The 21873-nt window shown below is 69.5% G+C and carries 20 protein-coding genes and 1 pseudogene; 7 read left to right on the top strand and 14 right to left on the bottom strand.

Annotated elements, in window-relative coordinates; genetic code table 11:
- Nucleotides 1–9 precede the first annotated feature (9 nt).
- The 9 genes from glmS to QM774_RS01125 form a co-directional block, all read right to left on the bottom strand.
- A complete protein-coding gene (glmS, locus tag QM774_RS01165) occupies nt 10–1872 on the bottom strand; it encodes a glutamine--fructose-6-phosphate transaminase (isomerizing) (protein ID WP_414974144.1) in 1863 nt (620 codons plus the stop codon).
- An 11-nt stretch (nt 1873–1883) separates the two neighbouring features.
- Entirely contained in the window at nt 1884–2819 is a 936-nt protein-coding gene (locus QM774_RS01160; RefSeq protein ID WP_414974143.1) for a dienelactone hydrolase family protein, read from the bottom strand.
- Between the two features lie 43 nt (nt 2820–2862).
- Nucleotides 2863–3411 carry a hypothetical protein gene (locus tag QM774_RS01155; protein WP_414974142.1) on the bottom strand — a complete coding sequence of 183 codons (549 nt, stop codon included), beginning with the start codon at nt 3409–3411 and terminating at the stop codon, nt 2863–2865.
- Nucleotides 3408–3680, bottom strand: coding sequence for a hypothetical protein (locus QM774_RS01150; protein WP_414974141.1), 273 nt, complete (start codon nt 3678–3680; stop codon nt 3408–3410). Before QM774_RS01150 ends, QM774_RS01155 begins: the two co-directional genes overlap by 4 nt.
- 59 nt (nt 3681–3739) lie before the next feature.
- Nucleotides 3740–5272: a DUF222 domain-containing protein gene (locus tag QM774_RS01145; protein WP_414974140.1), complete on the bottom strand. Its 1533-nt coding sequence runs from the start codon at nt 5270–5272 to the stop codon at nt 3740–3742.
- Between the two features lie 294 nt (nt 5273–5566).
- The gene (glmM, locus tag QM774_RS01140) at nt 5567–6895 is read right to left on the bottom strand and encodes a phosphoglucosamine mutase (RefSeq protein WP_414974139.1); all 1329 of its coding nucleotides are present in this window, start codon (nt 6893–6895) and stop codon (nt 5567–5569) included.
- A gap of 14 nt (nt 6896–6909) precedes the next feature.
- Entirely contained in the window at nt 6910–7425 is a 516-nt protein-coding gene (gene rpsI / locus QM774_RS01135; protein ID WP_414974138.1) for a 30S ribosomal protein S9, read from the bottom strand.
- Entirely contained in the window at nt 7422–7865 is a 444-nt protein-coding gene (gene rplM, locus QM774_RS01130) for a 50S ribosomal protein L13 (protein WP_414974137.1), read from the bottom strand. Before rplM ends, rpsI begins: the two co-directional genes overlap by 4 nt.
- A gap of 158 nt (nt 7866–8023) precedes the next feature.
- Complete coding sequence (locus tag QM774_RS01125) at nt 8024–8755, bottom strand: Clp protease N-terminal domain-containing protein (protein WP_414974136.1); 732 nt, start codon at nt 8753–8755, stop codon at nt 8024–8026.
- A gap of 116 nt (nt 8756–8871) precedes the next feature.
- Between QM774_RS01125 and QM774_RS01120 the strand changes: the two genes are divergently transcribed.
- From QM774_RS01120 to QM774_RS01100, 5 genes and pseudogenes are all read left to right on the top strand, one after another.
- Nucleotides 8872–9405 carry a YceI family protein gene (locus QM774_RS01120; protein WP_414974135.1) on the top strand — a complete coding sequence of 178 codons (534 nt, stop codon included), beginning with the start codon at nt 8872–8874 and terminating at the stop codon, nt 9403–9405.
- Between the two features lie 101 nt (nt 9406–9506).
- Nucleotides 9507–10415, top strand: a complete 909-nt coding sequence (locus tag QM774_RS01115; protein WP_414974134.1) for an ABC transporter ATP-binding protein — start codon at nt 9507–9509, stop codon at nt 10413–10415.
- A 26-nt stretch (nt 10416–10441) separates the two neighbouring features.
- Nucleotides 10442–11212, top strand: a complete 771-nt coding sequence (locus QM774_RS01110) for an ABC transporter permease (RefSeq protein ID WP_414974133.1) — start codon at nt 10442–10444, stop codon at nt 11210–11212.
- Between the two features lie 33 nt (nt 11213–11245).
- Nucleotides 11246–12349 (top strand): histidine kinase, encoded by a 1104-nt coding sequence (locus QM774_RS01105; RefSeq protein WP_414974132.1) that lies wholly within the window; start codon nt 11246–11248, stop codon nt 12347–12349.
- Nucleotides 12346–12979, top strand: a pseudogene (locus QM774_RS01100) (response regulator). Before QM774_RS01105 ends, QM774_RS01100 begins: the two are co-directional and overlap by 4 nt.
- A gap of 12 nt (nt 12980–12991) precedes the next feature.
- Here the strand turns inward: QM774_RS01100 and QM774_RS01095 are convergent.
- Nucleotides 12992–13615, bottom strand: coding sequence for a TetR/AcrR family transcriptional regulator (locus QM774_RS01095; protein ID WP_414974131.1), 624 nt, complete (start codon nt 13613–13615; stop codon nt 12992–12994).
- 108 nt (nt 13616–13723) lie between these two features.
- Here QM774_RS01095 and QM774_RS01090 point away from each other — a divergent pair, with 108 nt between their 5' ends.
- Nucleotides 13724–15049 carry a lipase family protein gene (locus QM774_RS01090; RefSeq protein WP_414974130.1) on the top strand — a complete coding sequence of 442 codons (1326 nt, stop codon included), beginning with the start codon at nt 13724–13726 and terminating at the stop codon, nt 15047–15049.
- Between the two features lie 7 nt (nt 15050–15056).
- On the opposite strand, the gene QM774_RS01085 is transcribed toward QM774_RS01090, so the two are convergent.
- Genes QM774_RS01085 through eccCa form a run of 4 tightly spaced genes read right to left on the bottom strand, consistent with a single transcriptional unit; the run spans nt 15057 to nt 20255 of the window.
- Nucleotides 15057–15356: a type II toxin-antitoxin system PemK/MazF family toxin gene (locus QM774_RS01085; RefSeq protein WP_414976552.1), complete on the bottom strand. Its 300-nt coding sequence runs from the start codon at nt 15354–15356 to the stop codon at nt 15057–15059.
- Nucleotides 15357–15361: 5 nt separating this feature from the next.
- Nucleotides 15362–15661 (bottom strand): hypothetical protein, encoded by a 300-nt coding sequence (locus tag QM774_RS01080; RefSeq protein ID WP_414974129.1) that lies wholly within the window; start codon nt 15659–15661, stop codon nt 15362–15364.
- A gap of 53 nt (nt 15662–15714) precedes the next feature.
- A complete protein-coding gene (locus QM774_RS01075) occupies nt 15715–16323 on the bottom strand; it encodes a type VII secretion-associated protein (protein ID WP_414974128.1) in 609 nt (202 codons plus the stop codon).
- Complete coding sequence (eccCa, locus tag QM774_RS01070) at nt 16320–20255, bottom strand: type VII secretion protein EccCa (protein WP_414974127.1); 3936 nt, start codon at nt 20253–20255, stop codon at nt 16320–16322. Before eccCa ends, QM774_RS01075 begins: the two co-directional genes overlap by 4 nt.
- A 139-nt stretch (nt 20256–20394) precedes the next feature.
- Between eccCa and eccD the strand changes: the two genes are divergently transcribed.
- Nucleotides 20395–21873, top strand: coding sequence for a type VII secretion integral membrane protein EccD (gene eccD / locus QM774_RS01065; protein ID WP_414974126.1), 1479 nt, complete (start codon nt 20395–20397; stop codon nt 21871–21873).

Genomic DNA, 21873 nt, shown 5'->3' with positions numbered 1-21873 from the left:
ACGGTCCGCCTACTCGACGGTGACGGACTTGGCGAGATTGCGCGGCTTGTCGACGTCGTAGCCGCGTTCCTGGGCGACGGTCGCGGCGAACACCTGCAGCGGCACGGTGGACACCAGCGGCTGCAGCAGGGTGGGGGTGGCCGGGATCGGGATGAAGTGGTCGGCGACCGCCTTGGCGGCGTCGTCGTCCGGCTCGGCGATCACGATGGTGCGGGCACCACGGGCCTGGATCTCGCGGATGTTGCTGATCATCTTCGAGTGCAGCAGGGCGCGGCCGTTCGGCGACGGCATGATGACGATCACCGGCAGGCCCTCGTCGATGAGGGCGATCGGTCCGTGCTTGAGCTCGCCTGCGGCGAACCCCTCGGCGTGGATGTACGCCAGCTCTTTGAGTTTGAGCGCACCTTCGAGGGCGACCGGGTAGCCGACGTGGCGGCCCAGGAACAGGACGGTGTCGCTCTTCGCGTACTCCCGGGCCAGGTCGCGCACCGGTTCCATCTGCTCGAGGACTTCGGCGACAGCGGCCGGCATCTGTTCGAGGTTGTGGAACTCCGAGACCACCTCGTCCTGGTACTTGGTGCCGACGGCCTGCGCCAGCGCCAGTCCCACCATGTAGGCGGCGGCGATCTGCGCCAGGAAGCATTTGGTGGAGGCGACACCGATCTCCGGGCCGGCGTGTGTGTACAGCACAGCGTCGGACTCGCGGGGAATCTGTGCACCGTTGGTGTTGCAGATGGCCAGGACGCGGGCGTTCTGCTCCTTGGCGTGGCGGACGGCCTCCAGGGTGTCGGCGGTCTCGCCGGACTGGCTGATGGCCACGACCAGCGTCGACCGGTCCAGCACCGGGTCGCGGTAGCGGAACTCGCTGGCCAGCTCGACCTCGACGGGCAGGCGGGTCCAGTGCTCGATCGCATACTTGGCGATCAGGCCGGCGTGGTAGGCGGTGCCGCAGGCGACCACGAAGACCTTGTCGACGTCGCGGAGGTCCTCGTCGGAGAGTCGCTGCTCGTCGAGCACGATGCGACCGTCTTCGAGATGCCCCAGGAGGGTGTTGGTGAGCGCCTCGGGCTGCTCGGCGATCTCCTTGAGCATGAAGTAGTCGTAGCCGCCCTTCTCGGCGGCGGCCAGGTCCCAGTCGATGTGGAACGGCTTGCCGCCGGTCGGGTTGCCGTCGAAGTCGGTGATGTCGAAGCTGTCGGCGGTGATGACGACGACTTCGTCCTGCCCGAGCTCGACGGCGTCGCGGGTGTGTTCGATGAATGCGGTGACGTCGGAGGCCACGAACATCTCGTTCTTGCCGACGCCGACGACGAGCGGGGTGGAACGGCGGGCGGCGACGATGGTGTCCGGATGGTCGGCGTGCATGAAGACGACGGTGAACGCGCCTTCGAGCCGGCGCAGCACCGTGTAGGCGCTGGCCACGAAGTCACCGGCGTTCGCGCCCGAGGTGTATTCGCGCTCCAGGAGGTGCACGGCGGCCTCGGTGTCGGTGTCGGAGCCGAACTCGATGCCGTCGGACTCCAGCTCAGCACGCAGCGAGGCATAGTTCTCGATGATGCCGTTGTGCACGACGGCGGCCTTGCCGTCCAGGCTGCGGTGCGGGTGGGCGTTGCGGTCGGTCGGCTGGCCGTGGGTGGCCCATCGGGTGTGCCCCATGCCGGTGGTGCCGCTCAGGGTGTCGGCGCCGACCTCAGCGATCTGCTTTTCGAGATTGACCAGCGGACCGGCCTTCTTCTCGATGGCGATGTGTCCGTGACCGTCGGCGATGGCGACACCCGCAGAGTCATAACCGCGGTATTCCATCCGCCTGAGGGCTTCGATGACGATGTCGAGAGCATCGCGCTGCCCCACGTATCCGACGATTCCGCACATGGTGGTCGAGTTTACCTGCCGAAGGGCAGACGCTTGCCCCCGTCGTCGGTGTAGGCGGGCACTCCGAGGAGCTGGGCGACGTGTCCGGCATCGGCGGGGCGCGCTTCGCCGAGGTCGACGGCGGTCACCGACGGCATGATCGCTTCCGGATCGGCGAATGCCGCATAGGTCGGATCGCCGGTCAGGGTGGCCAGAAGATAGCCGGTCAGCTGGGTGCGGACGGTCTTGTGGGTGGCCTTCTCGGCGCCGTTCACGCCGATCAGCGACTTGATGGACCGATGTTCGAGCAGTCCGCGGTTGGTGGATCCGGGAACGGTCCGGAGCACGACGTCGTCGCCGAGCTGCTTGGCCAGGATCAGCGCGTTGCCGTTCATCGAGTCGAGCTGGTCCGGTGCGGCGAGCACGAGCGACGGCGCTGTGACTTTGGTCGCTGCCGGGAGCAGGTCGTCGGTGGTGGGTGCCGGGAACAGCGCGGCGAGGGCTTTGACCGGGATCTGCGGACGCCCGAGGAGCACGCGGTCGGAGGCGGCGTACACGGCGGCGGCCGCACCGAAGCCGTGGCCGACGAGGCCGACGTTCGCGGCGTCGACGGTGATCGGGGTCTGCACGCCGAGGGAGACGCTCTGGGTGACGGTCAGGGCGGCGCGCAGGTCGGTGGCGAGTTCGATGTCGGAGGCCATGATTCCGCGTTCGGAGTCGGGGGTGGCGACGACGATGCCCCACGACGCCAGGTGATACATGAGGTCGCGGTAGGCGGCGGAGTCGGTGCGCCACGCATGACCGAAGGCGACGGCGGGCAGTCCGGTGCCGGTCCGCGGTGCGTAGACCGAGCCGGGGATGCCGACGATGCCGAGGTCACCGCGGTCGACCGGGTGGGGTCCGCGGCGGGCGAGGTCTTTGCACAGCTGGTCGGGCGGCGGGGCCACGACCTTCTTCTTCCCGAGCACGGTCCCACCCTATCGCCCCGGGCGCGGAGGGTCGTGGACTCGTTCAGCGTTCGCCGGCGAGGACGAGTTCCCCGGCGCTCCGGTACTCGTCGGCGAGAGCCGTCATCGTGTCGTCGACGCCCTGTGCGGCGGCGGTGCCGGCGGCGGTGGCGAGTTCCACCCGGGTCGCCACCTCGGCGCGGACGGCGTCGGTGCCGGTCGCCGGCACGGGTGCGGTGGCGTCGGCTATGGCGGCGCGGTAGTCGCGCAGTATCCGGTCGAGGGTGTCGTGGGCGGTGGCCGTCGTGCGTGCGTGTTCGGCGAGGATGTCCCGCAGTTCGGTCACGTCGTCGCCGATGGCCCGCGTGGCGTCGGCGAGACCGTCTCCCCCGGCGCCGTCCCAGCCGGTGTGGTCACCGGGGGCGAGGGCCTGGGCGGCGTCGTCGAGTGCGTCGGCGGTGGCCCGCAGATGGTCGGCGTGGCGGCCGAAGGCTTCGAGGTCGAGGTCGGCGACGGCCCGATGGGGTGCTTCGAGTTCATCGAGGTCGATGTCGGGGCCGAGGTGGTCGTGCCACCGGTCGACGGCGGCCAGGAACTCTCCGAGGACGCTCATGTGCGGTCGAGGTCGGCGAGCCGGGCGGCCCGGGCCCCGCTTCGGTCGGCGAGGTCGACGGCGGCGGCCGCAGACGCGTCGAGTCGGCGGGCGATGGCCGTCATCCGTCGCCGGACGATCGCCGCGGTCCGGCGGTGGGCGGCCGCCGTCGCCCAGGGCGGGCTCTGTTCCAGGCTCCGGGCGCAGGCGGACAACGTATCGGCCGCCGCATACTGCCGGGCCCGAAGCCGCCGGAGTTCACTCAGGTCGAGGTGCAGGTGATCGGTCATGCCGGTTGGACGCGTCCGGACAGCCCACGGTTCCACGACACGCCGAACCACCGACCGACTCAGAACGGCGGTGGACCGTCGTCGGCGAATGCCGGGATCGTCGCCTGCTCATCGGTTCGCACGTTGAGCTGGTTCGTCCGCTCGTTGAGCCTGTCGAAGCGAGCTCGCCGGTTCTGGGCACGCAGGTGCATCCGGTAGGCGTGTTTGGCCTCCGTGCGGGTTCGGGCGCGTTGCGGTTCGGCTCCTTTCGACAGGCTCAAGGAGCGTTGCGGCGCGCCCGAGGAGCGTTCCGGTGCAGTCCCGTTCGCTGGGTCTGTTGACCCGCTCCTTGAGCCTGTCGAAAGGAGATCCTGGGGCGGTCCATGCCGGCACGGAATCAATCCGAGACCGGGTAGTAGCCAGGTGTTGGGTGCCCGGGTTCGGGTAGTGAATCCTTCGGGAGTGGTGATTTCGGTCCAGATCTGGCCGTTCGCGTCGATGACCTGATCGTCGAGGAAGCCGTCGGCGAAGGTTTTGATCTGGTGGTGGAACACGCATTTGGGGTTGAGGTTGCACCAACACGTCGCACCACCGGTGTCGGGGTTCTGGTGGTTGTATTCGGTGACGTGATCGAGCTGGCAACGGTGAGCGGGGCGTGAACAACCCGGCCAGGTGCAGGTTCCGAACAAGCCACGCACCACTGTGTCCAGCAGGGCGGTCGGCCGGTACGGGTCCGCCGCCTGCGCAGTGTGATCAGCCAGCCGCGTCAGGTCGAGGGGCCGCACGACGGTGCCGGGCGTCGATGCGATGTCGCGGACGTGGTCGGCGGAGATGGTTCCGTGGCCGTCGAGGTGCCCGGGTGTGTCGCCGCCCTCAAGCGTGGATCCGTCGGTGATGACGTTCACGATGATCCGGGAACCGGGACCAGTGCCGTCACCGGTGAGTAGGTCGTAAGCGGCATCGGCGCGGCGGCGCCCACTGCTGCGGGTGTCCGTCTCGTCGGTCTTGGCTGACGCAGCCGTGATCGCCGCTTCCATCACCGCAATCCGTTCTGCGGTGTCGGTGACTTCCAGGACCGCCATGCCGCCGCGGGTCGGATAGCTCACCACCCCGGCCGCCTTCTTGGCTGCTTCCCGCTCTGCCCGGGCTGCTTCGGCATCGACGTCGGCGACGATCCGGCGTGCGAGGTCGGCGACGGCGGTCACGGTGCGTATGCCGGAGGCGGTGAGTTCGTCGGCGATCCGGTGATCGATCTGCACCATCAGACCTGGGTCGATGACGGCGGTGGTTTCGAACACCACCGCAGAGAATGCTCGCGGACTCAAGACCCCGTCCCGCAACAACACTCCGGTCTGCGGCAGGCGGTGGCGTAGGGCTTCGCCCTCGGTCACCAGCTTCTCCGCCAGATACGTACTGACCGCCAAAGTGGTGGCGATACTGGTGACCAGTTTCGTACGCGGGTCGCACAGGCGGGTGAACTCGACCGAGTCCTTGGCGGTTGCTGGATCGACCGGTGCGCGTCGTTCGAGGAGGTCGGCGACCGCGTTCAGGCGCCGCCACATCAGATACGACTCACCCTCGGTGGTCGCGACCAGTTGATTGATCGCTGCCACGTCAGCGTCATGATCGGACAGCCCGTCCGGTACCTGCCCTAAACCTAGGGGTGTGAGGTCGGCATCACGCCAGCGTTTCGGACTGGACGAGTGCTTGCGGCGTCGACTCATGCCCACACCCCCTTTTCGTTGACTAGAACAGGTGTTCGACCTACTTTCTAGTTTACGCAGGCCTACGACAATTTCCAGACCACCCAGGGAGGGGATTTCTCCAACGTTTCGGTCAGAACTTTGGAGGGTATTGAGGGAACCCGGCGCAATGAAGCGGCGGTCGGGACCCCTTCGCCCGTGAACTCAGACGGAGGCGACGACCTGGGCGACGCGCTGCGCGATCGCGCGGGCGTCGTCGGCGGTGCCGGCTTCGACCATCACCCGGACCAGCTGCTCGGTGCCGGACGGGCGGAGCAGGATCCGGCCGCTGCCGTTGAGTTCGGTCTCGGCGGCGGCCACGGCCTTCTGCACGGAGTCGTCGCTGGCGACGGCGTGCTTGTCGCTGACCTTCACATTGATGAGTTCCTGCGGCAGCACCGTCATCACACCGGCCAGATCGGCGAGCCGGGTGCCGGTCTCGGCGACGCGCTGCGCGAGCAGCAGACCGGTCAGCACACCGTCGCCGGTGGTGCCGGACTCGGGGATCACGATGTGGCCGGACTGCTCGCCACCGAGGGCGTAACCGTTGCGCAGCTCTTCGAGAACGTAGCGGTCGCCGACACCGGTCACCTTGATCTCGATGCCGGCGTCCTTCATGGCCAGGTGCAGGCCGAGGTTGCTCATCACGGTGGCAACGAGGACGTCATCGGTGAGTGTGCCGCGCTCCTTCATGGCCATCGCCAGGATCGCCATGATGTGGTCGCCGTCGACGACAGCGCCGGTGGAGTCGACGGCCAGGCAGCGGTCGGCGTCGCCGTCGTGGGCCAAGCCCAGGTCGGAGCCGTGTTCGAGGACGGCGGCCTGCAGATTGTCCAGGTGCGTGGAGCCGCAGCCGTCGTTGATGTTGAGGCCGTCGGGCTCGGCGTGGATGGCGATGACCGTCGCACCGGCGTCGGCGTACGCCTTGGGCCCGACCTGCGATGCGGCGCCGTTGGCGCAGTCCACCACGAGGGTGAGGCCGTCGAGACGGCCGGGGACGGACGCGGCGAGGTGCGCCAGGTAGCGCTCCTCGGCATCGGGGGCGTCGACCAGGCGCCCGACGCCGGCACCGGTAGGACGCGGCAGCGAGCCGTCCATGGCGGCTTCGATCGCGTCTTCGACGTCGTCGGGCAGTTTGTGGCCGCCGCGGGCGAAGAACTTGATGCCGTTGTCCGGCATGGGGTTGTGCGACGCCGAGATCATCACGCCGAAGTCGGCGGAGTAGTCGGCGGTCAGGAACGCGACCGCGGGGGTCGGCACCACACCGGCGCGGATGGCGTCGGCGCCGGCGGCCGCCAGACCCGCGCAGAGCGCGGCTTCCAGAAACTCACCGGAGGCACGGGGATCACGGCCGACGACCACGCGGGGCCGGCCGGAGGAGGAATCTGCACCGAGTACGACAACGGCGGCCGAGGCCAGGCGCATCGCCAGCTCTGGTGTGAGCTGATCGTTCGCCCGGCCCCGGACGCCGTCGGTGCCGAAAAGACGAGCCACAGTGAAGTAAGCGATCAGCGCTTGCTGTACTGCGACGCCTTGCGGGCCTTCTTGAGGCCGTACTTCTTACGCTCGACCGCGCGGGCATCGCGGGTCAGGAAGCCGGCCTTCTTGAGGGTCGGACGGTCCTCCGGGCTGACCTCGATCAGCGCACGGGCGATCGCGAGGCGCAGCGCGCCGGCCTGGCCCGAGGGGCCGCCGCCGGTCAGCTTGGCCTGGATGTCGAAGGCGTCGGGACGCTCGACGAGGACCAGCGGGCTCTTGACGAGCTGCTGGTGCACCTTGTTCGGGAAGTAGTCCTCGATGGTGCGGCCGTTGAGCTTGAACTCACCGGTGCCGGGCAGCATGCGGACGCGGACGACCGCCTCCTTGCGGCGACCGACGGTCTGCACGGGGCCGTCCATCTGGACCGGGCCGCGCGAGACCGGAGCCTCGGACGGCGCTTCGCTCTCGGTGGTGTACGAGTCGGTGTCGATGACCTCGTCCTCGACGACCTCGACGACGTCGTTGTTCACGTTCTCTTCGGTCACTGGGCCACCTGCTTGATCTCGTAGGGGGTCGGGTTCTGCGCGGCGTGCGGGTGATCCGGGCCTGCGTAGACCTTCAGCTTCGAGGCGATCTGAGCGCCGAGCTTGTTCTTCGGGAGCATGCCCTTGACGGCCTTCTCCACGAGACGGTCGGGACGGGTCGCGAGGACCTCACCGACGGTGCGGGACTTCAGGCCACCGGGGTGTCCCGAGTGGTGGTACAGCTTCTTGTCGGTCAGCTTGTTGCCGCTGACGGCGACCTTCTCTGCGTTGATGATGATGACGTAGTCACCACCGTCGACGTTGGGGGCGTAGGTCGGCTTGTGCTTGCCGCGGAGCAGAGTCGCTGCTGCCACGGACAGGCGGCCGAGCACCACGTCGCTGGCGTCGATGACGTACCACTGTCGGGTGACGTCACCAGCCTTCGGGGCGTAGGTAGGCACAGTAAGTCCTCACTGGTCTGTATCTGCCGGTCACAGCGCTGGCCACAGCTGATTCCGGCGACCGGTTGGGACCCGGAGCTGCACATACGGCGAGCACCAGCGGTCCAGAGTACGGGAGCGGATCGACCCAGGTCAAAACGGCGATGCAGTCGTTGGATCTACTGCTTGGCGATGTCGTCGAGAAGGCCGGCGACGGCCCCCTCGATCTTCTGCTCGTCGGCACCGTGGGAACCGAGGACGCCGCCGATCTCGTCGTCGTCGAAAAGGGCGATGAGCAGGTGTTCGGTACCGATGTAGTTGTGCCCCTTGTCCAGGGCGACGGCGACGGTGCGCTCGAGTGCGGCGCGGGCGTCGTCGCCGTACGGGACCATCGTGGGCGCGTCGGCGGGCAGGGTGACGTCCGTCGCGGGTGCGTCGCCGAGGGTCTCCCGGAGGCCGTCGACGTCGGCGCCGCTCTGGCGGAGCGCGACGACGGCGACCGAATGGTCGTCGGTGAGCAGGTGCCGGAGCAGGTGGGTCGCGGTGACCGCTGCGGCCTGCGAGCGGACGGCGTCGTCGTTGGCGGCGACGGCGACGTTGCGGGCGCGCGGGGTGAAGCGAGCGAACATGTCGGCGCCGGAGCCGCTCGCGGCGGGGCGCGGCGTGAACCGTTTCTGGGCGGCCTGTTTGGTGACACCCATGCTGGCGCCGATCTCGGTCCAGGAGGCGCCGGCGCGGCGGGCCTGGTCCACGAAGTGGCCGATCAGAGAGTCGCCGACCTCGCCGAGGTGAGCCGAGACGGTCATCGCTCCGGCCAGCTGGTCGAGGGGTTCGGGATAGCTCTTGCGAATGCCGTCGATGAGGTCGTCGAGGCGCACAGTGGACAGTTTCTGCGGGTTCACATCGGCCATGCGTCAACCATAGGTTGACGCCCCATTGCCGTCAACCCTGGGTTGACGGTGGGACTTCTGTCCCGACGCCCCCACTTCCCACCCGTGAACGGCCCGGTGGTGGAACAGTGGAGGCCATGAGCGACTGGACTCTCACGAACAACGACGGCGAACTCCTCCTGCACACCGGCGTCGAGGGCCGGGCCGCGCGCACCGGCCACAATCTGGAGATCCGGATGGACGAGTGGACGGCGACCGCCGAGACCGACGGCGACGGTCATCCGACGTCGGTGCGGCTCAGTGTGCCGCTCGATTCGATGGAGGTCGTCGGCGCGCAGGGCGGCCTGACGATGATGACGAAGTCGGAGAAGAAGGTCGCCCGCGGCAATGCCCTCAAATCGATGAACGCGAAGAAGAACACGACCGTCGAGTACGTCTCGTCGGACGTTCAGCGCGACGGCGACACCTATGCGGTGTCCGGGCAGTTGACGATCAACGGGATCACCCGCGCGCATCCGCTGACGGTGACGGCGAACGGCGCCGCCTTCAGCTGCGAAACCGTGGTGGCGCAGACGAACTTCGGCATCAAGCCGTACTCGCTGATGATGGGCGCCCTGAAGGTCGCCGACCAGGTGACGATCTCGATCACCGCGACCGTCCCGAACCCGTGAGGGTGCTGCTCCCCTGACGGGAGCCGTCCATGACAGATGTCATGGACAGGTGATGACATTCGCGCCGGGTCGCAGCCGGCCGGCGCGAGCAGAGTGCAGGTATGAACACCGCACCTGCCATCGAGGCCCATCAGCTGACCAAGTCGTTTTCCGGCCCGGACCACACCCGGGTCCAGGCCGTGCAAGGCATCGACCTGCGCATCGATTCGGGTGAGGTCGTCGCGTTCCTCGGACCGAACGGCGCCGGCAAGACCACCACCCTCGACATGATCCAGGGCCTCACCCGCCCGGATTCGGGGACCGTGGAGGTGTTCGGCGGCGATCCGCGCGCCGCGGCGCGGGCCGGCAAGGTGGCGTCGGTCCTGCAGACCGGCGGCCTGCTCCCGGACTTCACCGTCGAAGAGACGATATCGATCATCGCGTCCCCGCACGGCCGGCCGGAGGAGGCCGGGCCGACGATGGAGCGCACCGGCATCGCCGACCTGGCCGGGCGGAAGATCTCCCGCTGTTCGGGCGGCGAGCAGCAGCGCGTCAAGTTCGCGCTCGCTACCCTCCCCGATCCGGAACTGCTCATCCTCGACGAGCCGACCGCCGGCATGGATGTGGAGGCTCGCCGCCACTTCTGGTCAGTCATGCGCGACGACGCGGCCCGCGGCCGCACCGTCCTGTTCGCCACCCACTATCTGGAGGAGGCCGATTCGTTCGCCGACCGGATCGTGCTGATCGCCGGCGGCCGGGTGGTCGCCGACGGTCCGACCTCGGAGATCCGGAACCGCGCGAGCCGGCGCACCGTGTCGGCGGTCCTGGCGCGGGAGAAGGCGGACGCCGTCGTCGCCACGCTTCCGGATGCGCAGCTCGTCGAGGAACGCGGCGGCCGCGTGTATCTGAGCGCCGCCGACTCCGACGCCCTGGCCCGCTACCTGTTCACCAGTACCGACGCCCACGACGTCGAGATCGCCGCCCACAACCTCGAAGACGCGTTCGTCACGCTGACCGCCGACGCCCGCTGATCACCCCGCACGTGAAAGGAACTCCGATGACTTCTCCCACCGCCATCTCGGCCTTCTCCCCCACCTATTTCCGGTTCGACCTCAAGCGGGTGCTGCGCAACCGTCGCGCACTGATCTTCACCGTCGTCATGCCGGCCGTGCTGTATCTGGTGTTCGGCGCCACCCAGTCCGGCGACACGAAGGTCGGCTCCGGCAACGTCGCCTTCTACGTCCTGGTCGGCATGGTGGTCTACGGCTCGGTGATCGCGGCCGCGTCGAACGCCGCCTCGGTGTCGCTGGAGCAGCAGGCCGGCTGGACCCGGACATTGATGATGACGCCGCTGCGGCCGTCCGGATATGTGGCGACCAAGGTGGCCGTCGCACTGACGATGGGCGCGCTGCCGGCGATCGTGCTCGCGATCGCCGGAAACCTCACGCACGCCCACGCGCCCGCCGGGGTGTGGGTGGCGTGCCTGCTGATCGCCTGGCTGGGTTCGGCCGTGTTCGCCGCCTTCGGTCTCGCCCTGGGCAGCATCTTCAAGTCCGACGGCGTCATGCAGGTGATGGGCGGTCTGCTCGCTCTCCTCGCCTTCGCCGGCAACGTGTTCGTGCCGTTGAAGGACACGATGCCGACGATCGCCGAGTTCACCCCGATGTTCGGCATCGTCACCCTGGCCCGCTACCCGCTCGACCACGGTATGACCGCCTACGACCAGCACATCGCGCTGTGGATCCCGATCGTGAACCTGATCGTGTGGGCGTTGATCTTCACCGGTGCCGCCGCGTTCTTCTACTCTCGCAGTACCACTCGCCAGTGACGCCCGCGCATGACCACCGATGAAGGAGCGGCGATGACCGCCGACACCCGGCAGGATCTGCTCGCCCCGTGGCGTGACGTCCGCTGGGTGTTCGCGGCCATCTGGCTGCTGTTTCTCGGCTATCCGATCGCCGCCGTCTTCGGCGACGGCGTGACCCCCGAGCACCGGTGGATCGGCCTGGGCCTGATCCTGGCGTTCGCTCTGGTCTATCTGTTGGTGTGCGTCTATGTGTTCGGGCCGCGAGTGCAGTCGGTCCGGATCGGTCTGGGAGCCGTCGTCGTCCTCGCGGGCCTCACCCTGGCGATGATCCCGTTCATCGGGTCCAATGCGATCGCCTGCCTGCCGTATCTGATCGGCGCCTCCAGCTTCCTGGTGTCGCCCCGTGTGCTGGCGGTGATCGTCGCGCTCACGGTGGCCGCGGTGATCGCCATCCCGGAGCTGGCCGGCAAGCCGGTGGACGTCACGTCGACGATCGTGGTGGCGGTGGTCGGAATCATCCTGCTGCTGATGCGTCTGACCCGCGACAGCCAACGCGCGCGGGAGGCCGCCGAGGAACGTCAGCGAGCCGTCGACTCCCAGCTCGCCGTCGTCGCCGAACGAGAGCGGGTGGCGCGCGACGTGCACGACATCCTCGGTCATTCGCTGACGGTGATCTCGGTGAAATCGGAGCTGGCGGGACGACTCCTGGACAGCGACCCGGACCGCGCGAAGCAGGAGATCGCCGAGGTGAACGCGCTGTCCCGGGAGGCGCTGTCGCAGGTGCGGGCGACGGTGGGCGCGCTGCGCACCCCGGAACTGCCCGATGTGCTCGCCGGGGCCGAGAGCGCTCTGACGGCCGCCGGCATCGACGCCGACCTCCCCACCGATACGCGGGCCGCCGGGCCGCACGGGCAGACCTACGCCTGGGTGCTGAGGGAGGCGGTCACCAATGTGGTGCGGCACAGCGGCGCCACACGGTGCCGGGTCGCCATCAATCCGTCGTTCATCGAGATCGCCGACGACGGGCAGGGCTCGCCGATGCTGACCTACGGCACCGGGTTGCGCGGCCTGGCCGAACGGGTCGAGCAGGACGGCGGACGGCTTACCGTGGACTCCGATGAGAACGGAACGACGGTGCGGGCGGGGTGGGCACGATGAGTGAGACGGTCTCCTCCGGCACCCCGATCCGGCTGCTGCTGGCCGACGATCAGGCGCTCGTCCGCGGCGCTCTGGCCGCGCTGCTCGACCTGGAGAACGATCTGCAGGTGGTCGCACAGGTCGGACGCGGCGACGAGGTGGTCGACGAGGCACGACGCACCGGCGCGCAGGTCTGTCTGCTCGATATCGAGATGCCCGGGTCGGACGGCATCGAGACGGCGGCGGCGCTGCATCAGGCGCTGCCGGACGTGCATTCGCTGATCGTCACCACCTTCGGGCGACCCGGCTATCTGCGCCGCGCCATCCAGGCCGGCGCGTCCGGCTTCGTCGTGAAGGACACCCCCGCCGCCCAGCTCGCCGACGCCGTCCGCCGCGTCCACTCCGGGCTGCGCGTGATCGATCCGACCCTGGCCACCGAAAGCCTGACCAGCGGAGACTCCCCGCTCACCCCGCGCGAGTCGGAAGTCCTGGCCGCCGCCCTCTCCGGCGGAACGGTCGCCGCCATCGCCAAACAGGTGCATTCTGTCGCAGGGCACGGTTCGCAACCACCTGTCGTCGGCGATCGGCAAGACCGGCGCTTCCACCCGCGCCGAGGCCGCTCGCCTCGCCCACGACCGCGGCTGGCTCTGAGCACGTCCCTGGTCAGTGTCCTTCGGCGAGTGCACGCAGGCCGCCGACCAGGATGGCGGCGGCGAGTTCCGCCGACTGCTGCCAGCTCCGGTCATGCAGCCGCCCTCGGACACCGGTGAACTGGTCAGCCAGTCCGGTGATCGCGGCCCAGAACACGGACATCACGGCGACGTCGTCCACCTCGGGCGGCAGACCGGCGGGTCGGGTGGCCCGCACGATCTGTACCGCGAGGCCCGTGGCGCGCAGTGAGGCGTCGAGCAGCGGCTTGTTCTTCTCGGCGATCTCGTCTGCTTGAAATGCCACACTCCAGATGTTGAGGTCGCGACCGTAGACGGCGTAGTTGTCGCGGTACGCGGTCGCGACCTGGACGAAGACCTGTTCTGGAGTACCCGGCGCTGCGAGGATCGCTTCGAGTTGGTCGCAGAACTCGTCGACGGCTTCCACGAAGAGCGCCGCGTACAGGTCCTCTTTGGCCGCGAAATAGGTGTAGACGGTGCCCGCGCTCACGCCTGCGCCGGCGGCGACATCCCGCATTTGCAGCGCCGCGTACCCCTGCTGAGAGAGGAGCCGGCGTCCGGCGTCCATGATGTCCCGGCGACGCGCTTCGCGGTCACCCCAGGTCGCGGTCGGTGTCACATGTCCACCCTAAGCCGATCATCGAGTGTGGTTGACGTCACACTCGGCCCCTGTCACGATTATTCCACAAGAAATGAACGACCGTTCATATTATGGGAGCCGGACATCATGAAGCTGCGCTGGGTCGCCGTCCTCGTCGTCACCGCCCTGTGCGGGCTTTTCGCCCTCCACGGCGCCCCAGCGTCAGCCGCACCCGCGACCACCGCCGTCTCGACCGATGCGTTCTACCGTCCCCCGTCACCGTTGCCGTCCGCCACGCCCGGCACGGTCCTCAAGAAGCAGCGCTTCGACCTCGCACTGTCACTCCCCTCGGCCCAGGGCCCGATTCCGGCGACGGCGACGCGCCTGATGTACCTGAGCACCGATACCAACGGCCGGCCGACAGCGGTCACCGGCACCTATCTCACGACCACCGCCGCCTGGAACGGCCCCGGACCCCGCCCCACGGTCGCGGTGGCACCCGGCACCCAGGGCCAGGGCGACCAGTGCGCACCGTCGAAGCTGCTCGGCGAAGTGGTCCACTACAGCTGGCCACTCGACCTGTTCTCCGAATACGAGGTGGCGACGCTCTATCCGCTCCTCGCTCAGGGCATGAACGTGGTCATGACCGACTATCACGGTCTGGGTACCCCCGCGATACACGACTACCTGAACCGCAAGGCGGAGGCGTATGCGGTTCTGGACTCGCTGCGGGCCGCCGCCGATCTGACCGGACACACCGGGCCATTGGGCGTCTTCGGCTACTCACAGGGTGGCGGGGCGGCGGCCGCCGCCGCCGAGATGCAGGCCTCCTACGCCCCCGAACTCGACATCCGGGGCACCTACGCCGGCGGACCGCCGGCCGATCTGGCGCGCTCGGTGCTCTCCCCCGCAGTGGCCGGAATCCTCCCCGGCGAGATCGGTGGCTTCGCCCTCGGCCTCATCGGCTACGTGATCAACGGGCTGTTCGCCGACTACCCGGAACTCCGGCCGCAGCTGGACCGTGAACTGAACGCCGCCGGCAAGGCGTGGGTCAAGCGATTGTCGGGGACCTGCCTGTTCGAGATGGTCACCACCGGAATGCTCCGTTCCGAACGCTCCATGACGACGTCGGGGAAAAGTCTCACCGAGATCATGGGCAGCAACAAGGCGATCAAGGCCGCCATCGACGAACAGCGGATCGGCACCCTCAAACCGCAGGCTCCGGTCCTGATCGTGTCGGGCCGCAACGACGACGTCATCCCGTACGGACAGGCCCGCACGCTTGCCAGGAACTGGTGCGCCAAAGGTGCCACCGTCCGGCTTGACGACACCGGGTGGATCCCGCCGATCCTTCCCTACACAGCGGAAGGGCATCTGCTGCCGTTCATTCCGGCACTCACCGAAGCCTCCCTGTGGTTCCACGATCGCCTGGCAGGCAAGCCGGCCCCGAACAACTGCCGGTCCCTGCCTTGAGCGACGCTCAGGGCAGCACGATACGCAGTGCCTGACTGATCCTCTGCATGGTCCCCGGAGTGAGCGCACCGAGCGGGTGTGTCATCTCGTCCCGGTACAGCTGGACGATGTCGTCGGCCAGCACGTATCCGGTGACCGGATCGCCCGCGTCGAGTGCCACGACAGTCGGAACCTGCGCGTTCTTGCTCGTGGTGGTGATCCGCAGGGCGAGCACCGTGTCGAGGTTCCTGTTCCGCGCGTTGTTGCTGACCACTACCCAAGGTTTGGCACCGTGTCCGAGATCGACCCGGAACACCTGGCCTCGCATCGCCGTCATGGACGCGCCCTGTCGACGTATCGCCGGCGCGCCTCGCGCCGCTCCACGTCGGCCTCCGGAGCGTTGAACTCTTCAGCGAGGCTCGCGTAACCGGCATCGAGCGCCAGTTCGCTCAGCGCCTCGGCGCCGGCGGCGAGCAAAGCCCGGAGGCCGGAGGCCTCCGAGGTGACAGCGCCGAGACCCCGTCCGGTCGCCCAAGTGCTGAGTGCAGCGTGGGCTGCGGACCCTTCGGTGAGGTACGGGGCGATGGTCTCCTCGTCGCGGTCCTTCAGAATCAGGCTGACACGCTTACTCATGCGCTTGATTATACGCTGCCTTTCAGCTCTGACATTGCGCTGTTTCGGTGTACTCATCTCGCCTCCCTCCGCACCGAGCCGACCGCACCGCGGCACGGCCCGTCGACGGCGGCCTCGCCGGTCCCGTCCTGGCAGCCGATGCTCACCTGGCGGTCACCGATCACCTGCACGTACCAGTGCACCGCAGGCCCCGAGGCGGGCGCCTCGCGGTAGGAGACGACGTCGCGGCCGGCGTATCGGGTGGCCGCGGAGAACTCGCGGACCCCGGCATCACCATCCCGGTCCCCGCCGCGCTGAGCGATCCGGTTCCGCAGACTGACCGCCACCGACCGCAGGGTCGCGCCGGGCTGAAGACCGGTGACCACGACGATCAGCCGCCGGCCGTCGTCGGGGTCGGCGAACACCGCGCGCAGCCCGCGGCCGTCCGCGTCGTCGTCGCTCAGGGCGGTACGCCGCCAGTCTCCCGGCACGTCCACCGCCACCGCGCCGAGCACCTGACGCTGGGCGGCCGGGGCGCGCGACCGCGACCAGTGACCGTACGCGCCGACCGCCCCCAGCACGACCACGGCGAGCACCACGGCCGCGGCCATCGCCCGGCCGGTGCGACGCCGGCGCGCGAAACGCGGAGGCTCGAATCCGAAGTCGATCGACGGCGCGCTCATCGGGCCACCTGAACGAGATCCGCCCCACCGGTGCGGGTGACGAGTTCACCGCGCCCGGGCACCTGCCGGGCCAGACGGTGACGGCCGACGAGGTAGCCCTCGTCGGGGTCGCCGGACATCAGCAGCATTCCGCACGACAGGTCCCGCAGCCGCGCGATCACCGAGTCGAACAGGCCGCGCCCGATTCCGCCGGACCGTCGGGCCACGATCACGCGCAGGCCGACGTCGCGGGCATGCCCGAGCAGCTCCACGATCGGCTCGACGGGATTGCCGCCGGCCGTGGCGACCAGGTCGTAGTCGTCGACCACCAGATACACGTCCGGTCCCGTCCACCAGTCCCGCGCGGCCAGCCGCTGCGCGCTGACGTCGTCGCCGGGCAACCGGGCCCGCAGATACTCGGCCAGCTGCGCCACCATCGGCGCCGCGGCCTGCGCCGATGACGCGTACCCGGCCAGCTGCTCGTCCGGGACCGCTCCGAGCAGGGTGCGCCGGTAGTCGATGAGGAGCACCTTCGCCTGGTCCGGGGTGGCGCCGGCGACCAGACCGGTGAGCAGGGTGCGCAGCGTCGACGTCTTGCCGCACTCCGAATCGCCCACGACGAGCAGGTGCGGTTCGGTGTCGAAGTCGGCGACCACCGGACCGAGATCCGATTCCCGCAGACCCCACGGCACCCGGCCCGGCCGCGACTGTCCTCCGTCCAAATCGGCCACCCGCGACAAGGCCACATCGGCGTCGAGCAGCCGGAGCCGGGGCGCCGGCCGGTCCCGGTAGCGGTCGGCCATGCTCTGTACGAAGAGGTCCGTCGCCTGGGGCAACGTGTCGATGTCCGCGACCCCGTCGAACCGCGGCACGGCGATCAGGAGATGCCGTTCGTCACCGGTCAGACCACGTCCCGGCCGCCCGCCCGGGACCGTGGCCGCGGCTTTGCGGCCGATCTCCGAGTCCAGCGGATCACCGAGCCGCAGCTCGACACGGCTGCCGAGCAGATCCTTCATCGCCGGACGGATGTCGGCCCAGCGCGACGCGCTCACCACCACGTGGATGCCGTACGACAATCCCTGCCCGACGAGAACCGTCAGGTCGTCCTCGAGAGCCTCGAAATCGGCGCGGAGCGCCGCCAGACCATCGATCACCAGGAAGACGTCACCGTGCGGATCCTCACCGTGCGGGTCGTCGCCGTTCCGTCGCGCCGCACGGTAGGCGCGCATCGATTCCACGCCGAGGTCCGCGAACCGCTCCTCCCGCTCGGTCAGGAGGGAACGGACCTGCGCCACCGTGCGCCGGACCGCGTCTCGGCGGTTCTTGCCGGCCACCCCGGCGACATGCGGAAGCCCGGCGAGCGCGGCCAGTCCGCCGCCGCCGAAGTCCAGACAGTAGAACGACGCCTGCTGCGGGGTGTGCGTCGCCGCGAGGGCGCACACCAGGGTTCGCAGTGCGGTGGACTTGCCGGACTGCGGGCCGCCGACGATCGCCGCGTGGCCGTCGCCGCCGGACAGGTCCAGGCGCAGTGGGTCGCGACGCTGCTCGTACGGGCGGTCGATCACCCCGATCACCGGCTCGAGGTCGCCGACGGGGTCGGCCGGCGGAACCGGCAGGGTGGCCACCGGTTCCAGCGGCGGCAGCCACACCTGGTGCGGTGACGATCCGTGACCGGCGATCCGCCCCACCAGGGTCTCCAACAGCGTCGGCGCCGACGACGTCCCCTCGGCCTCGTCGTGCTCGGGTTCGACGGGCAGCGGCTGCCGCTCGGCGGTGAAGCGCAGCAACGGCACCGCGTTCACGCCCCCGGGACCGCCACCGGTGGAGGGCGGCTCGTACGGGCCGGACACGAACGACGTCGAGAACCGGACCGGCGATCCGGAGTCGCATTTGAGGTAGGCGGCGCCCGGCGTACTGGGCAGGTGATACGCGTCCGGAACTCCGAGGACCGTGCGCGATTCGGTGGCCGAGAACGTCTTGAGGCCGATCCGGTACGACAGGTGCGAGTCCAGGCCCCGCAGCCTCCCCTCTTCCAATCGTTGCGAGGCGAGAAGCAGGTGGATGTGCAGCGACCGTCCGAGCCGCCCGATCGCGACGAACAACTCCGCGAAGTCCGGCTTCTGTGCCAGCAGTTCGGAGAACTCGTCGACGACGATGAACAGGGCGGGCAGCGGATCGAGTGGGGCGCCCGCCTCCCGGGCCCGGTCGTACTCGGTGACGTTGGCGAAGTTTCCGGCGGCACGCAGCAGTTCCTGCCGCCGGGTCATCTCCCCGGAGAGGGCGTCGGCCATCCGGTCCACCATCGACAGTTCCTGTTCCAGGTTGGTGATCAAGGCTGCGACGTGGCGGACGCCGTCGAGGCCGCCGAAGGTGGCGCCGCCTTTGAAGTCGACGAGCACCAGGTTCAGTTCGTCGGGGCTGTGCGAGGCGATCAAGGCGAGCACCAGGGTGCGCAGGAACTCGCTCTTGCCGCTGCCGGTGGCGCCGATACAGAGACCATGCGGTCCCATCCCGCTGTGCGCGCTCTCCTTGAGATCGACGTGCACCGGGGTGCCGTCGGACGTGTAGCCGATCGGCACGCGCAGCCGGTCGGCCGCCGTCCGCCCCGTCCACGACACGTCCGGGTCGAATGTCGAGGCCTCGCCGATGCCGAGCAGGGCGGGCAGCCCGGGGTCGGTGGCGACCGTCGGACCGTCGAGACCGAGTGTGGGCAGGCCGCCGCCCAGCCGGTAGCGGGCCATCGCCCGCGCGAACACCTCCGCCTGGGCCGGCCCGAGGACGTCGGCGACGACGAACGCGTCGAGCCCGTCGGCGCCGTACGCGGCGAGGGTGGTCGCGCCGGGTGCGACGTCGGTGTGCAGTCGCAGGCCTCGGCGCGCGGACAGGGAGTCCGTCCCGGGATCGAGCTCGATCACGGTGACGCCCTCGCGTCCGACGCCGCTGACCAGGTCTTCGTCGCCGGTGTGGCAGTCGCCGTCGAGCACCACGACCAGGTGTCCTCGAGCCGGCGACGGGGCGGCGGTGCTGAAGCGTCCCCGGTCGGCGAGGTCGGCGGCGAGATCGTCCTCCAGGGCCGTCAGGGTCGGGTAGATCATCCGTGCCGGTCCCAGCAGGTCGTCGACGGTGCGGTGACCGGTGTGCGGCAGCCATTTGACCCAATCCCATTCCGGCCCCAACGGGTCGGCGGTGACGACGGCCAGTTGCAGCAGGTCGGGGCCGTGGAAGACGGTGAGCTGGGCGAGCATCGCACGGACCAGACCGCGGACCGCGTCGTGTGGCCCGTCGATCCCGATCGCCGGGAACGCGCCGACGTCCACCGCGGACGGCAGACCGTCGACCGTCGAATGGACGGCCGCGAACCGGCGCAGGGCCAGCGCCGACACCGGATCGAGGTCTTCGGCCGGAGCCACCTCGGGCGGCACCAGTCGTGTACGCAGCCGGTGGGTGCCCAGCCCGACGCGGGCATGCAGGTAATCGACGTCGCCGTCGCGCCGCTCCCACATCCGGCGGTCGCCGATCAGGGCGGTGAGCGCGGCCGGATCGGGGTGACTCCACCATGCGCAGATCCGCTGCGCGTCGGCCGTGGATTCGGCCTGTTCGCGCGCCTGGCTCAGGTGGCGGAGATAGTCCTTGCGGTCCTCGTTGAGTTCGGCCGCGCGCGGCGGCCCGCCACCCCGTCCCCCGGCGAGCATGCCGACCATCGACATGACCATCATCAGCGGAAACATCAGGAACAGCGGATTGCCGAGGGCGCTGCGCCCGCCGGTCACCACCATCATCGCGACCATGCCCACCACCGCAACCACCATCACCAGCGGAAGCAGCCTCACGACCAGCGATTGCGGTGCTCCGCGCGCGATCTCCGGCGGCCCGGTCAGCACCAGTTCACCGCCCGGCGGCGTCGGCGGTGTCAGTCGTGCGCGCCGCCGGAAGGCGACCGTCGTGGTGTCCATGGAACCCCCTGTCCACAGGTGGAAAGCGAATCCCCCGAACCGCTTCCGGACGCATCTCGTCGTGATCGAATGCGACGACCGTCCCCGCCTCTCGGCGATGGGATCGGTTGTATCAACCACTCGGGGGAGGGTTCTGGAAATGCGAAGCACGACGGACGATCTGTGGACAACTGGTGCCGGCGGCGGGGCGCAGCCGGATCTGGCGCGCGTCTCGATCCTCGGCGGTGACCGCCAGATCGATGTCGCGCTGCCGGCCGGGGCGCCGATCGCGGCACTCATGCCCGACGTGCTCGCCCATCTGCGCCTACCCCCGGTCGATCACGACCCCGACCGTGTCCTGGACCTGCCGCGGTGGACCCTGGCCCGCGTCGGCGGTGCTCCGTTGCCCGCCGCTGAATCACTGGCGGCGGCCGGAGTGTTCGACGGAGATCTGCTGGTGGTGCACCCGGATCTGCCGACCGCGTCGGGAGCGGTCGTCGACGACGTGGTCGACGGCGTGGCTCACCTGACGCGGAGCCGCTCGCCGGCCTGGTCGCCGGATGCCGCGCGCCGTCTCGGCTACGGGATCTGTGTGGTCGCGGCCCTGCTGGCGGCGGCCGCGGGACGATTGATCGGTCCGGCGACGGTCGCGGTCCCGGCGGCTGCCGCCGGAGCGGCCGTTCTCCTGTCCGTCGCCGCGATCCTGGCCGGGAGGCTAGGCGCCGATCCCCGATCGGTGTGCACGCTGTCCGCGTGCGGGTTCATCGCCTGCGTCCTGGCCGGCTCGTTCATTCCGCCGCAGGATTCTCCTCCCGCGGTCGGTGCGGCGGCAGGCGCCTGCGGGCTGACCTGCGCACTCATCGTGCACCGGTCGACCGGCATCGGGCATCGACTGCACGCCGGACTGGCTACGGGCGGCGCTGTGCTGTCGGTCACGGGTCTGGCGGCGCTCGCCGTCGACGGGTCGCTCGCTCGCGGCGCCGCGATCGGTGCGACGGTCGCGGTGTTCACGGTGGCGCTGGCCGCCCGGATCGCGCTGGCCGCCTCACATCTGCCGCTGCCGCCGGTCCCGGCGACACCGGCGCCGGCTTCCGACCCCGACGATCCCCAACCCATTCCGGGTGTGGACGCGTTGCCGGCCGTGGACGATCCCGTGGTCGCCATCGCCGATCTGGCCCTCACCGATCTCGAGGTGCTGACCCGGCGGTCGGCGATCGCGTCCGACTACCTCGACGGCATCGTGGTCGCCGCGGCATGCGCGGCTCTCGCAGCGGTGACGGTGGTCGTCGCGTCGTTCGACGGCGCGGTGGCATCGTCGTGCTTCGCCGCTGTGGTGTCGCTGGCTCTGGTGGCCCGGGGACGGACCCACCTCGACCGGGTTCAGGCGACGGCGCTGATCGGTTCGGGGGCGCTCGGTCTGCTCGTCGTGCTGCTGGGCTGCGGTGACCGGATCGTCGGCTTCGTCGGTGCGATCGGGGTGGCCGTCGCGGCCTTCGTCGTCGGCACCGTGGCCGGCGACCTCCGATTCTCCCCGCTGCAGCGGCGGGCCGGCGAGGTCGTGGACCTGCTCGTGATCGGGTCGATCGTGCCGTTACTGCTATGGCTGCTGGACGTGTACCGGCTGGTCCGCGAGCGCTGA

The sequence above is a fragment of the Gordonia sp. (in: high G+C Gram-positive bacteria) genome (genome assembly GCF_047600565.1).
Classification (GTDB): domain Bacteria; phylum Actinomycetota; class Actinomycetes; order Mycobacteriales; family Mycobacteriaceae; genus Gordonia.
Note: the sequence above shows the minus strand (reverse complement) of the source record. Positions and strands in the feature narration are given on the sequence as shown.

Excerpts from the sequence above, each read along its gene's own strand:
- glmS (WP_414974144.1), bottom strand. The coding sequence starts at position 1,872 with ATGTGCGGAATCGTCGGATACGTGGGGCAGCGCGATGCTCTCGACATC.
- QM774_RS01155 (WP_414974142.1), bottom strand. The coding sequence starts at position 3,411 with ATGAGCGTCCTCGGAGAGTTCCTGGCCGCCGTCGACCGGTGGCACGAC.
- QM774_RS01150 (WP_414974141.1), bottom strand. The coding sequence starts at position 3,680 with ATGACCGATCACCTGCACCTCGACCTGAGTGAACTCCGGCGGCTTCGG.
- QM774_RS01125 (WP_414974136.1), bottom strand. The coding sequence starts at position 8,755 with ATGGCCGATGTGAACCCGCAGAAACTGTCCACTGTGCGCCTCGACGAC.
- QM774_RS01120 (WP_414974135.1), top strand. The coding sequence starts at position 8,872 with ATGAGCGACTGGACTCTCACGAACAACGACGGCGAACTCCTCCTGCAC.
- QM774_RS01115 (WP_414974134.1), top strand. The coding sequence starts at position 9,507 with ATGAACACCGCACCTGCCATCGAGGCCCATCAGCTGACCAAGTCGTTT.
- QM774_RS01110 (WP_414974133.1), top strand. The coding sequence starts at position 10,442 with ATGACTTCTCCCACCGCCATCTCGGCCTTCTCCCCCACCTATTTCCGG.
- QM774_RS01105 (WP_414974132.1), top strand. The coding sequence starts at position 11,246 with ATGACCGCCGACACCCGGCAGGATCTGCTCGCCCCGTGGCGTGACGTC.
- QM774_RS01090 (WP_414974130.1), top strand. The coding sequence starts at position 13,724 with ATGAAGCTGCGCTGGGTCGCCGTCCTCGTCGTCACCGCCCTGTGCGGG.
- QM774_RS01085 (WP_414976552.1), bottom strand. The coding sequence starts at position 15,356 with ATGCGAGGCCAGGTGTTCCGGGTCGATCTCGGACACGGTGCCAAACCT.
- QM774_RS01080 (WP_414974129.1), bottom strand. The coding sequence starts at position 15,661 with ATGAGTAAGCGTGTCAGCCTGATTCTGAAGGACCGCGACGAGGAGACC.
- QM774_RS01075 (WP_414974128.1), bottom strand. The coding sequence starts at position 16,323 with ATGAGCGCGCCGTCGATCGACTTCGGATTCGAGCCTCCGCGTTTCGCG.
- eccCa (WP_414974127.1), bottom strand. The coding sequence starts at position 20,255 with ATGGACACCACGACGGTCGCCTTCCGGCGGCGCGCACGACTGACACCG.
- eccD (WP_414974126.1), top strand. The coding sequence starts at position 20,395 with ATGCGAAGCACGACGGACGATCTGTGGACAACTGGTGCCGGCGGCGGG.